Source organism: Acidobacteriota bacterium, assembly GCA_028875575.1.
Lineage (GTDB): Bacteria > Acidobacteriota > Terriglobia > Versatilivoradales > Versatilivoraceae > Versatilivorator.
The window spans coordinates 56,950-69,361 of the sequence record JAPPDF010000067.1 but is presented as its reverse complement, the minus strand read 5'-3'; the positions used below and the strand labels follow the sequence as shown (position 1 = coordinate 69,361).

Sequence of the window (12,412 nt, the reverse complement as noted above, 5' to 3'; positions counted from 1 at the left end):
CTTCGACAGCCCACGGCCCCCATGCTCGAACGCCCGCTTTCCCACTACCTCCCAGCCTGCGTCCATCACGGACACCTGCTGCTTCTGTGAACCCCAGTCGACACCAACAAACCAGTGCTGCTTCAATGGGCACCTCCTCGCCCTTCCCTGGATCCACGGGCCGCAACTCCAAGGGCTCCGGATCCTCCAGCGACCCTTGGGCCAGGTCACGCGCCCAGTCGCCCATCTGGACATGCCGGCGTTCGAACAGGTCCGAGCCGGCATAGTCCGCCTCGACCCGGTTTCGGACCACATGCGCCAGGGCCGCCTCAGCCGCCCAGTCCCGGAAGGTCGGGCGGAAGCCGCTGGCTACCGCCGCAATTCCAAGCTCCCGTAGCGGTCGGCGTCGTCTCCGAGTTTGCTCTGGAGGTTCCTGACCAGGACTCGCAGGGCGACCTTGGCAGAGGGCGTGTAGCGTTAGCCCGAAAATTGGCACGGAAGCGATTGGCAGGTCAATGCACGTCCCGCGTTGAGCGAGAGCATACCCAGCAACTCGTACTCGCTAGCCGTGAGCAGGACAGGGTGGCTATCCAGGCGACTTGGCGCTGTTCATAGCGGATGGGCAGCGCGCCGTCCCCAATGACGGTATTGGCCTTTTCTGAAGTAAATCACCATAAATTCATGAGTTCTGCGCAAGTTGTCACGCCTAATCCATACAAGTCTGGTTAATTTATGAGTTACTCTTGGCGAAAATTCCGCATAGCCCCCGACCTGTGTATTTCGGAGGCCTTCGCACTGCGGGTCTGCCAAGGAGCGCACGCTCCAGTACGAGTCCTTGGGAGGTTGACTTTGCGAGGCGAAGGTCACGGAATCGAAGGTTCCCATTCGATGCAAATGCCGTCCTGCTATTCGACACGTTATGAAAAGGCTCGTGCGCTCGACCCAAAGAGAGCATCGAATTACATCGCCCACACGATGATCGGAGACCCCGAAGCCGACGCGGTGATCGAACAGCTTGCGCCCCTTGGACAGGAAAAGGCGATGCAATTTTTCAGGGCGGCTCTGGATAAGCGGGACGCCAGCGTTCTGCAGGAAGCCCCGCCCTTGGTTAGGGACTTTTTCGAAAGGATGGAGTCCCCACCCGATTGGTTGGACTTATCGGCCCTGACCCCAGCCTGCCGCATGTTTCACCGGAATTCGAGACTGGTTCTGGGGGCATTCGTAGGAGGTGTTCTTGTAGAAGGATTCTCAACGAACATCAGCAAGTCGTTCTTCATCACCGGGCGGGTGCGTGATCAGGGCATCAGACGCTTGAAACAGAATAACCGTCACCTGATCGAGATATTCATGCCGGGCGGCCTGGAAAAGGATGGGGACGGATGGAAACTGTCTGTCCGTATCCGGATGGTCCACGCACAGATCAGACGCCTGCTGAAGCACTCGGAGGACTGGGATACGGACTCCTGGGGCGTGCCGCTTAGCGCGGCACACCTGGGCTTTGCGATTACCGCTTTTTCAGCCAGGTTGCTGCGACATATGAAAAACCTGGGTGCTGAATACAACGACGATGAGCGAAAAAGCTTTATGAAGGTTTGGCGCTACTCAGGGTATTTGATGGGTATTCCCGAGACGATTCTGTTTCGCGATGAAGCCGACGCCCTGAGGCTGTTCGAGATTGGCCTCATGTGCGAGCCTCCGCCCGAGTTGGAATCTATCGTGATGGCGAACTCGTTGATCAACTCCTCTCCATTGATCATAGGGGTCGAAAACCCAGCCGTGCGTCGCACCCTTGCAAAGCAGGTGTTCAATATATCGCGCGCGCTCATCGGGGATACTCTTGCCGATGGTCTGATGTATCCAGCCGGCTCGACACTTGGAGTCTTGCCATGGCACCGACTGCAAGAGCGTTGTCACCGCCTCGTGGAGAAGATCCTTCCAGGACGTGCTCAAAACAACAATTTCACCAGATTCACCTCTCTGCTGGAGGCCTCGATGTTCGACGAGGCAGGCATCAGCTTCAGATTACCTGACCACGTACACGCAGAGGAATCCAGCAAATGGTGAGCCTTGCTGGTGCTGTGACCGCCTCTGTCTGCTCACGGTAAGCAGGAGCTGCCTTGATGGGACGAAGTGATCTTCATTCGACTGTGCCGTTGGATCAGCGTCCTCAAATCAGTGAGTTCATAGCGGCATCCAATGTGTCGCCCCTGATTGGTTGAACAGATAAGATACACCATGTTCTCAGTACTTCAGCCTTAGGGATCCCGGCGGACTTTATCGGTCAGTGATGTAACGTTTTTTATATAAATGACTTATGGATTTACAGACGGTGTGCTGCCCCCCAATATGCCCCCCGTAAAAAAACGATTTCTCTGGCTCTTCGTGGCCGTATCAGGACGGTTGGCCCCGACCGAATGGCGACCACTGGCGGAGCCGGCCATTCCGGTTTCCCCACAGGGGGGACCTGAGGTCCCTGAGAAGGAAATCAGTCCAGCAACGGGTTCCGGGGTGCTCTGGCATGCCAGGGGCTTGGAAATGGCGGCCTGCCCGGAAAAGCTCAAGGATTCACCGGGAATCTGGTAACGGGGCGGAGTTCTAAAGCAGTCCCTGAGACACCACAAGAGGCCTCCCGTCCAGGCCCGTGCCGCCAGCAATGTGGCGGGCGACCTGTGGGCGGAAGCGATCGGCACGGAATCCGGCCAGCCGCATCGGGAAACTGGGGATAACTTGATGTCTGGCGATTTCCACATTCTTCCCACCCCGAAGCTCAAGCAAGCCGCCCGGGACTGTCCTCTGCTCGAAGGCAACCTGGAAGGTTGGATCATCTGCTGCTCCCGGCGCTTCTTTCCGCTGGCCCGCCGCATTGCCGGCGACGACAGTCTGGCCGAAGACGTTCTTCAGACCAGCTGGATCAAGATCCTCCAGTCTATCAACCATGCTTGCTTTGAAGGGCCGAAGGCTTGCCCCTGGGTCCACAAGATCGTTGCCAACACTGCCGAGAATGTCCGCCGCCAGCGGGAGCAGCGCGGCGAAGTGGCTTCCCGCGAAGAAGTCGATTTGCATCCTGGTCCGGAAGCGCTCGCTCAGGAAAAGGAACTGCTGGCCTTGTTGGCGGAAATGATCCCGATGCTGCCGGGTACCTACCGCCAGGTCCTCGACTTGCGCCTGTACCAGGGCCTCTCCACCCGTCAGACCGCAGAACGTCTTCATATCTCCCGCTCGAGTGTTTCCACCCGCCTGAGCCGTGCCGTCCGTCTGCTCAAAGGCCGCCTCGATGCCCGCTTGCGGTTGTTATCTCCCGAAGATTCACAACAATCCTGAGTGCCCCCTCGAAAAATAGTTGTGACCAACAGCCGTTTCGATTGTTTATAGGGGTAGAGGCGTAAGAGCCAGTCAATTACCACCAGCTCAATACACAGAGGGAGGGAAACAAATGATTCTAAAACAGTTCACCATTGTGGCTCTCCTTGTTGCCCTGTTCGCTACGGGGGCGCCGCTGGCTGCTTACTGTCCAACAGTGGGTCAGGGAAGCTGTCCAACTTCCGGGAGTTGTCAGTACGACGACTCCTACTGCGCCCAAGCGTATGGTTGTAGTACTTGGGGTCCGCCCTATTGCTACTACGACCTATACATCTGCAAGGGGCACAACCAGCTTTGCACCAGGGGCTGCATTTGCCAGTGAGAATTGGCCCACAATTCAATCGGAGGTAAGACATGAAAAGAAGAACGAAAAGCCAATTTCTGTTGACCTTTCTTCCGGTTCTTATCGGGCTTGTGCTTCCACTGACGGCCGAAGCTCAATGGACGCCATTCACCGCGCGATATCAGGAGCGTATTTTACGCGAACTGCCTGATGGCACGGAGGAAGTAATTGCAGAGTTTTCAGGTGAATTGTCCCGTTCCTCTTCAGGGTCCGAATGGCGAACCAAGGTCGGTATGAGCAATGGACAGACCGTGGGAAAAGGTCACGCGAAATTCAAGGACGCTGCCACGGGAAACATCCACCATATCGACCATGATCGGAGGAGTGTACGCAGTCTTGGACAAAGGCCAGTTCCATTCCTGCCTTCTCCTAACTTCGTTCCACCTGAATCAGCTGCCGTGGGGACACAAGTCATCAACGGCGTGAGTTGCGTGGGTAAACGAGTCATGGTGAATGGCGATTTTGTCCCGGGTGCTCATTGGGTTTCTGCAACCCTGCACCTTATCGTTAAAGAGGATATTACTTTTCCTGACGGAACCCGACGAGTCGTAGAATATTCTGACTTCCAATACGGAGAACCGGATTCGTCAGTCTTTGCGATTCCGGAAGGCTACGCAATGAATTAGTAGTCCGGCTCCACGGCTGGGTGTCCAGATCATCTCAAGTGAGGGCCGGATCATTTTCGGCCCTCACAGTCTTTTGCCTTATTCACGCTTGATCCACACATCCCATCCTGATTGCAAAATCGAGCATCTAGGGAGGGGCTTGAACCGGAACTTCGCCCCCTCGGGCAGCTCTTCTATTCTTGTTGAGCCAGGTAAGCTTTACGGAATTATGAAGGTGTGATCTCACAGTAGCATAGAGCCACGGTTTCTCCTCCGACTTCCGCCAAACTCCCATTATGTAAACTTCCATAACCCCTGGAGATCCCCCACACCCGTCACCGCCGGGAGACTTCCCTTGAAGTTACCCGGCGGCGACTATTGTCTCTTGACTTCGTGCTCGATCACCTGGAGTTACCCTGGCTGGGGACCGAGCAGGAGAAGGTCTCCTGCTTTGAGCAGCTCGGGATCGAGCGAGACCTGCTGCCCCGCAGGGTCTACGCCGGCCACGACAAGGGGCTGATCCATTATTTCCCCCTCAAGACGCCGATTGCCGTGGGGCCGGAGGCGGCCGTATTTGTCTACGTCGACCCCGGCATGGGAACCCGTAGTGAGCTGGACTCCTGGGGAGAGGCCCAACGCGAGCTTTGGAAAAAGCTCCGCAGGTACGGCCGACGTGTCGAGGTGGTTGCGGTCGCCTGGGAGCAGAAGCTCCTGGACCGCGCAGGCCGGAGGCTCCGATCCTGGGCAGCCAGAAAAATGAGCGAGGTTGCAGATTAACGGTTTGGAGCAGGAGAGGAGACCGACGATTTCCATCTCTGGGGGTCACGCCGGTGCCCGCCTAGGGGTGTCTATCTTTCCGACGGGGGGTGGGCATCCAAGGTGGACATGATTTCGACTTCCCCAACGGACTTCTCTCAGAGGGCGGAGCCCTCCCCGTTGTGGTCGAAAGCTTCCCCGAAACGCCGCGATGGGGGGCCAGGGGGAAACTCCCCCGCAGTCGGGGGTTCGAAGGGGCGGAGCCCCTCGCCAGCCCCAACGTATGACGTTGGGTAGGCTGGCTCCCCTTTATTACGCGTTTCGGACCGGCCCCGCTGTCCCCGCCCCGCGACAGGAAACGCGCCTGGACCCGCTCCCTCCTCTTCCGGAGAACGCGACCGCATGGTGGGTCCCGATCCCCGGCGGTGAGGTCCCCTCACAACCTCCTCCTCCCCTCCAAGGTTGTGGAAGCAACAGCAATCGTATCGAGTCGGGATCGGTTGAGTCAAGGCCCTAGATCGGGACAAGTGACTGATTATTCAGACACTTATGGAAGACATCGGATGCCGGTGGACCGTATGGGAGGGGAATGGAAAGACTCCCGGCCTGAAGACGGATGCCCAAGCCGCAACGATCGGGCCAGTGCCCTGGCTGGCCGGAGACATGGCCGAGGACGACAAAGAGGCCCTCATGTTCCGCCAAGCCATCACTCAAACCGATTGGGACACCGTAGAAGGCCATGGCGGCTTCGATGACGTCATGGAGAAGGCCGTCCAATAGGAGCAGGAAAACCCGGCCTCCGACGCCCGCGAAAGGATCGACGATTTCCGCCTCCGGGGGTCAAGGACGTGGCGTCGTAGAGGTGGCCCACTTACAAAGCGGGGGTGGCTCACCAGGTGGCGCACGCTTTTGACCACCGCAACGCTTCTCTCTCAGAGGGCGAAGCCCTCCCCGTTGTGGTCCAGGCTGTGCCCGGAAACCCACATTGGACGCGGGTTGGCACGGATTCTGCGCACCTGCTGCGATAAAGCCAAGCGAGGCTGCGCCTCGCGGGTCCCCCTCCCGCCCGACGAAACGGCGCGCCGTACGGGAGGTGTGCTGGTGGTGAGAGCGACCCCACCTTTTTCGGCGCTGATGCGCCATCGGGGAGTGTTCACCGGCGCTTCCAGCGGCGCGCGACAAACACTCCCCTTAAGGGGAGGTCGCTCTCACCACAGAGATCCCCTGGCGCGAAGGCCATCAAGCGCTGCTGAGGCCTGCGGCCCTCAACTCGGGCCGGCCAGGTAGCCGGCCCAATCATCCATGAGCCGGCGCCGGCGCTCGAACAGGTCCGAGCGGCGGTAGGCCGCCTCGATCTGGCTGCGGGCCTTGTGCGCCAGCGCAGCCTCCGCCACTTCGCGAGGATGATCCGTCTCCTCGGCCGCCCAGTCCCGAAAGCTTGACCGGAAGCCATGGGGCACCGCCGCGATCTTCAGCTCCCCGAGCAGTTCCGACAGCGTCTTGGTCGCGAACGGCTTGCCCCTCCGGCTCGGAAACACCAGCGGACTGCCGCGACCGATTGCCCGCGCCTCCTCCAGGATCCCCAGGGCACGACAGCACAGCGGGACCCGGTGTTCGCGATTCCCCTTGGTGCGCGGGGCCGGGATGCTCCACACGCCCTGGTCGCAGTCCATCTCGGTCCAGACCGCCCCGCTAACCTCCCCGGAGCGTGCCGCCGTCAGCACCAGAAACTCGAAAGCCAGCTTCACCACCGGCCTCACCCTCGACGCCCGCACCGTCTCAATCGCCGCGGCCACCTCCCGATGCGGCAAGGCCCGCCTGTGGCTCACCCCGTTGCCCTGCGCTCCCAGCACCGGGCCGATCCGGTCGCAGGGGTTGTCGGGCCGAAGATCCATCGCCACCGCCCACTCCATGACCGCGCGGATGCGCTGGCGCAGCTTCCGGGCCGTGGGCGGCGTCTCGTGCCAGATCGGAGCCAGAATCCCGATCACGTCGGCACTGCTTACCTCGGAAACCGGCATCCCGCCGATGCGGGGCAGAGCGTAGCGCTCCAGGCTGCTCAGCCACAACTGAGCATGCTGAGGGGACCGCCAGCCCGGCCGCAGTTGGTTGTAGACCTGGTAGGTCGCCTCGGCGAAGGTGGGGGTTGACTCGTTGCGCCGCTTCTCCGAGAGGGGATCGCCGCCTTCGCGGGCCAGCTTTCGGTTGGCGAGCGCCTTCTCCCGGGCTTCCTTCAGCGAGACCAGGGGGAATCCGCCCAGTCCGAGCTCAGCGCGGCGGCCACGGATGGTGAGGCGCTGAATCCAGCCCCGGCTGCCTGAGGAACGCACATCGAGATAGAGCCCTTGGCCGTCACAATAGCGTCCGGACTGGCTCACGCTGCGGACAAAGAGGGGCGTGAGCGCGTTGTCGGGATGACGGCTGCGGGGCTTGCGTTGCGGGGGGCGTCTGGGAAGCGTCATACCCACCATTATACTCACCGCAATAGGGGGGATGCAAGGGTACGGTGGGGAACGCTACGGGAATGGATGGATGCTCAATCATGCTCATAAAATACTGTAGATAAGTCAGTTATATACACTATGGGACTTGGTTGGACGATCAAGTCATTCTGAATGGGCCTCCCCTCCGGGAAGGCGGGAAACCGAGTCGGCTTTTCTCAATTTTGCAGGGGGTCCGCGCTGTTCCTGGGCGCGCTCGGAAAAGATCCTGCCGCCGCTTTCGAACTATTGCGAAAACCCAATGGTTCCATTCGCGATCAGGCAAAGCGGTGATGCCGCCACCCACCATTTCGTACGATTCTTGCGCTGTTTGAGCCAGATCCCGGAGAAGGGATTTCCGATCCCCAGCGTGTTGAAGCTCAGCTTTCCCTTTGAAAAAGTCTCGACGGCGGCAACGGGTAAACGACTCCAACCGCAACTCCGCAGCTCTCCCCGAACCCACGACACTGCGGGGGGCAGGGACATTTGAACTATCGGATGTGCGGACGGCAACTCCGGCGGTTGGAGTGGAGCCGCGAAGCGGCGCCAGCACGTAAGCCGGGGCATAAGCCCATTGGAAGGATTCAGGGAGTGGCCACGGGCGTGGCGGGTTGCGAGATGCCGCTCCCGGACGGATTCAACCGGTGAAACTCCACCAGTGCCGTTTTCGAGGCTTTCTTTCTTCCCAGCCGCTGGTAGAGGAGATGTAGCCAGTAGTGCAGCCGGGAATCCTCCGGGTCCAGGTAGGTGGCGTCCTCAAACGCCTGGGCAGCCTTCCTGAATTGGCCCAGGCGCCAGTGGATTTCTCCGACCAGGATGTGGGTGTTCTTCAGCCTTGGCTGGGCTTCCACCGATTTCAGGGCAAAGCGAAGGGCCCCCTTGGGCGAGTCTTCCAGCAACAGGCGGGCCATGCTCTGATAGGGATAGCTGTAGCCTCGAAAGAAGGTTTGCTCGATGAGGGCGATGCTTGCCTCGAAGTCTTGGCGAGCCCTGTCCTTTCGACCCATTTTCTGGAAGGCGCGGCCTCGATGGTAGAGGGCCTGAACGTAGCTGGGTCTGTGTTGGAGAGCGTTGTCGAAAGCCCTGACGGCGGCCTGGGGGTTATCGTTCACTGATGTCTGGTGGAGTCCCCAGAAGAATGAAAGCTCGGGATCGGTGGGGGTCTGGAGGAAGGCCTGCTCCATTTGGGACTCGAACATCCGGTGCTGCCTGGACGAGAAGTAGCAGATGGCCAGAGTCTTGCCCAGACCTGGAATTTCGGGCCGAAGGTCCTGAGCTCTCTTCAGATGGGGAATGGCGCGGTCATAGCGGGCCTGTCGAAACTGGACCATCCCCGCCAGGAACAAGGCCTGCGGATTGTGGGGGGAGCCCGCCAGGAGCCGGGTGGCCACCCTCTCGGCCTGGTCCCAACGCCTCGACTTGACGAGCGTTTGCAGGATCTCCAGGCGAGACCGCCGCTTGAGTTGGGGTTTCGAGGGTTTTTGAGACTTCTGGAGAGCCGTCGCACTGCAGAAAGCCGGCATGCCCAAGCCCCCGAGGCAGAGGGCCAGAACGACTCCAAGCGCCGCTGATCTTGGGGGACGGGTGGTCAAGCTCACCTCGATCCTCACGGAAAGGACCAGTCGTAAGAAAGTGAACACTGCTGCTAGAGGATTCGCTTGTTTATTCTATCGCGTCCGCGGAGCTTTCCTTCAAAAAAAGAGAGGCGCAGGAGGAGCAGGGGCGATTGTCCGAGCCGTTTGACAGAGGTTGATAGAATACCCGGCACCGTTTCGATAACTGTCATGAGGTCGTTCCAGCCTGGAGGAAGGTGAACCGATGCTTCGAACCGTTCAGTTTCTGATTTTGTCGGTGGCGATGATCCATCATGCCGGGGGGGCTGTCGCCGCCGGCGAGTCCGCCTATTTTGAGTACGACAGCCTGGAGACCCTGTTCACCGGCGGGGTCCTTACCGAGGGAGCGGCAGCCGCGCCCGACGGCACCATCTATTTCAGCGACATCACCTTTACCCGCACCGCGGGTATGCAAGCGGGGCACATCATGAAGTACGACCCCAAGACGGGTGAAGTCAGCGTCTATCGATCCCCCAGCGGCATGTCCAACGGCATCAAGTTCGATGCCCGGGGGAACATGATCGTGGCCGAAGGGGCCGACTTCGGGGGGCGGCGTGTCACTCGGACGGACATGAAAACCGGCAAGAGCGTGATCATCGGGAATTTCTATAACGGGCGACAGTTCAATGCCCCCAACGACATCAGCATCGATCTCAAGGGTCGGATCTACTTCTCCGATCCCCGCTATGTCGGCCACGAGCCCCTGGAGCAGGGAGTGATGGCTGTCTACCGGATCGACCCGGACGGATCGATTCATCAGATCATCACCGATGCGGGAAAACCCAATGGAGTCTGCGTCTCGCCTGACCAGAAGACGCTCTACGTGGTGTCCAACGACAACGGCAACTTCGACATCTTCCAATTTTCGCAGGACGTTCCTTTCCACAAGGGAAGAATGGCCCTGTTGGCCTACGACCTGAGTGCCGAGGGAACTGCGACCTTCAGGAAGACGCTGGTGGACTACTATCCGCAGGACGGACCCGACGGACTGGTGGTGGATGCGGAGGGGAACCTCTATGTGGCGGTTCGGGATCAGACTCGTCCCGGCATCTACGTCTACTCTCCCGAGGGCAAGGAACTCGACTATCTTCGTACGCCCGATCTGCCGACCAACGTGGGTTTTGGCCGCGGAAAAGAGATCAAGACGCTCTACATCACTTCGGGGGACAAGCTCCAGCGGGTCAGGACCAAAAAACCGGGATATCAATTACCCTCCCAATAGAGCCGGGCGGGCCTTCGGAGGAATTCCGGGCGGCCTTTGGACCGTTGATTTGCACCTGCCCCGGGCTAGGACCCATGGCAAATCCTGAACAGAATATTCGGTTGGAGCAGACTCAGGTGGTCACCGAGCCGGTGTGCATCGGCTTCATGGGTCCCGGGGTCCAACCCGTGCTCTCGACTCCCTCCCTGATCATGTGGCTGGAGATGGCCTCCCGTCAGGCAGCGGCCCCGTTGCTGCAACAGGATGAAGAAACGGTGGGAACGGCCATGGATCTGAAACACCTGGCCCCCACCCCGTTGGGCATGAAAGTCACCCTGAAGACCCGGATCGTCGAGGTCGCGGGGCGGAGAATCCGGTTTCAGCTTGAAGCCTTCGACGAAGTCGAGAAGATCGCGGAAGGCTGGCACGAACGCGCGCGCGTGTCGGTTCCCCGCTTTGCCTCCTACCTGGAAAGCAAACGCCCCCAAAAACCATGAGGCGGACCGAACCGGAACAAGCTCCCGCAATCGGACGGTCGGGCCCTTGCCACTGTAACGGGCATAGAAGATGATCCTGCCGGCTGCGTTGGTGGTTTGCCGGGTTGCGTTGCTGGCGGCCGGGTTGGCTTCATCCGGTTCGGACCCGGTTGCTCAGGGTGCCCGCTACCTGGTGGACCCTAAACAAAGCCGGGTTTCCATTCATCTGGGTACTGACGGACTGCTGGGCCGTTTTGGTCACCGACATCTGATCCGTGCTCCGGTGGCCTCGGGGCGGGTCTCTTTCGATCCGGCCACGCCCGAGCAAAACACCGTTCAGCTCAGCTTCAAGGCGGTGCAGCTTCAGGTGCTGGATTCCGAACTGGCCGAGGACCAGCGCGCGGAAGTCCAAAGGGTGATGCAGAGCCAGCAAGTTCTGCATAGCATTCGGCACCCGCTGATCCGGTTCGACTCCCGGCAGATGGAAATTCATGAGGGCGATTTTGTTCTGCGTGGTCACCTGACTCTTCGCGGGACCACCCGTCCTCTCGCCGTTCGCGGCCAACTGGAACGCAGGCCAGGCGGGATGCGTGTAAAGGGCAGGGCTCGCTTCAAGCAGACCTTGTTTGGCATTCAACCGGTGAGTACCTTCGCCGGCGCCATTCGGGTGAAGGATGAATTGGAGGTCCGGTTCCGGCTCGTCCTGATTCCGGAAGTTGACGAGAGTTCCGGCCCGAGAGGGGCGCCGGGGGATCCGGCGCTCCCACCGGGGGAGATCTTACAATGAGATGAGAGGAGGCATTCCATGGACGGATTGAAAGGCAAGGTGGCTATCGTGACCGGCGGTGCCAAGGGCATCGGCCGCGCCTGCACGCTGGGGCTGGGTCGGGAGGGAGCCTCGGTCGTGTTTGCCGATATCGATCAGGCGGCCAACCGGGAACTGCTGGCCATGGCCGAGGAAGAGGGGCTGGTGGTCCAGGCGGCGGCGGCAGACGTGGCCGACTCCGGCGAGGCGGCCCAGGTGGTTGACTATGCCGCCCAAACCTTTGGGGGAGTCGACATTCTGGTCAACAACGTCGGAATCCAGCCGCCGAGCTCCTACGTCAATGCCGTGGACACCCCGGAGGCGCTCTGGGATCGGATCATCGACGTCAATCTCAAGAGCTTCTTCCTGATGTCCAAGTTCGCCATTCCGCAAATGAGACTTCGGGCTGGAGGCGTGATCGTCAACATGGCCAGCGTCCAGGGCCTGCAGTCCATGAAGAAGGTCCCGGCCTACGCGGCCAGCAAGGGGGGCATTCTCTCCCTGACCCGCAACCTGGCCCTGGATTTTGCCGTCGACAACATCCGGGTGCTGGCCATCTGTCCCGGCGGCGTCGACACGCCCCTGCAGCAGGAGGCCTTTGAAGCCTCGGGCGGGGACGTGGCTGAGCTGAGAGCCAAGCTGGGCGCGGCCCATCCGCTGGGTCGGACAGCCGGTCCGGAGGAGATCGCCAACGTGCTGGTCTTCCTGGTGAGCGATCGGGCGTCCTTCATGACCGGCGAATACGTGTGCGTCGACGGCGGCATCAACGCCCGCGGCACCTGGGACGAGTGAGG

11 protein-coding genes are annotated in these 12,412 nt (G+C 60.3%); 9 read left to right on the top strand and 2 right to left on the bottom strand.

Annotated elements, in window-relative coordinates:
- Window positions 1-867: 867 nt before the first annotated feature.
- The 5 genes from OXI69_10105 (at window position 868) to OXI69_10085 (ending at window position 5,823) form a co-directional block, all read left to right on the top strand.
- Window positions 868-2,043, top strand: a complete 1,176-nt coding sequence (locus tag OXI69_10105) for an oxygenase MpaB family protein (GenBank protein MDE2666495.1) — start codon at window positions 868-870, stop codon at window positions 2,041-2,043.
- A gap of 591 nt (window positions 2,044-2,634) precedes the next feature.
- Window positions 2,635-3,300, top strand: coding sequence for a sigma-70 family RNA polymerase sigma factor (locus tag OXI69_10100; protein MDE2666494.1), 666 nt, complete (start codon window positions 2,635-2,637; stop codon window positions 3,298-3,300).
- A gap of 393 nt (window positions 3,301-3,693) precedes the next feature.
- A complete protein-coding gene (locus OXI69_10095; protein MDE2666493.1) occupies window positions 3,694-4,308 on the top strand; it encodes a hypothetical protein in 615 nt (204 codons plus the stop codon).
- A gap of 357 nt (window positions 4,309-4,665) precedes the next feature.
- The gene (locus tag OXI69_10090) at window positions 4,666-5,064 is read left to right on the top strand and encodes a hypothetical protein (protein MDE2666492.1); all 399 of its coding nucleotides are present in this window, start codon (window positions 4,666-4,668) and stop codon (window positions 5,062-5,064) included.
- Window positions 5,065-5,592: 528 nt separating this feature from the next.
- The gene (locus OXI69_10085; GenBank protein ID MDE2666491.1) at window positions 5,593-5,823 is read left to right on the top strand and encodes a hypothetical protein; all 231 of its coding nucleotides are present in this window, start codon (window positions 5,593-5,595) and stop codon (window positions 5,821-5,823) included.
- 485 nt (window positions 5,824-6,308) lie between these two features.
- Here the strand turns inward: OXI69_10085 and OXI69_10080 are convergent, their stop codons facing one another.
- Window positions 6,309-7,505 carry an integrase arm-type DNA-binding domain-containing protein gene (locus OXI69_10080; protein ID MDE2666490.1) on the bottom strand — a complete coding sequence of 399 codons (1,197 nt, stop codon included), beginning with the start codon at window positions 7,503-7,505 and terminating at the stop codon, window positions 6,309-6,311.
- 602 nt (window positions 7,506-8,107) lie between these two features.
- Window positions 8,108-9,121, bottom strand: a complete 1,014-nt coding sequence (locus OXI69_10075) for a tetratricopeptide repeat protein (GenBank protein ID MDE2666489.1) — start codon at window positions 9,119-9,121, stop codon at window positions 8,108-8,110.
- Window positions 9,122-9,341: 220 nt separating this feature from the next.
- On the opposite strand from OXI69_10075, the gene OXI69_10070 reads away from it, so the two are divergent.
- From OXI69_10070 to OXI69_10055, 4 genes are all read left to right on the top strand, one after another.
- Window positions 9,342-10,358, top strand: coding sequence for an SMP-30/gluconolactonase/LRE family protein (locus tag OXI69_10070; GenBank protein ID MDE2666488.1), 1,017 nt, complete (start codon window positions 9,342-9,344; stop codon window positions 10,356-10,358).
- A gap of 74 nt (window positions 10,359-10,432) precedes the next feature.
- Complete coding sequence (locus OXI69_10065; protein MDE2666487.1) at window positions 10,433-10,834, top strand: thioesterase family protein; 402 nt, start codon at window positions 10,433-10,435, stop codon at window positions 10,832-10,834.
- A gap of 70 nt (window positions 10,835-10,904) precedes the next feature.
- A complete protein-coding gene (locus OXI69_10060; protein MDE2666486.1) occupies window positions 10,905-11,600 on the top strand; it encodes a YceI family protein in 696 nt (231 codons plus the stop codon).
- Window positions 11,601-11,618: 18 nt separating this feature from the next.
- Window positions 11,619-12,410 (top strand): SDR family NAD(P)-dependent oxidoreductase, encoded by a 792-nt coding sequence (locus OXI69_10055; GenBank protein ID MDE2666485.1) that lies wholly within the window; start codon window positions 11,619-11,621, stop codon window positions 12,408-12,410.
- Window positions 12,411-12,412 lie beyond the last annotated feature (2 nt).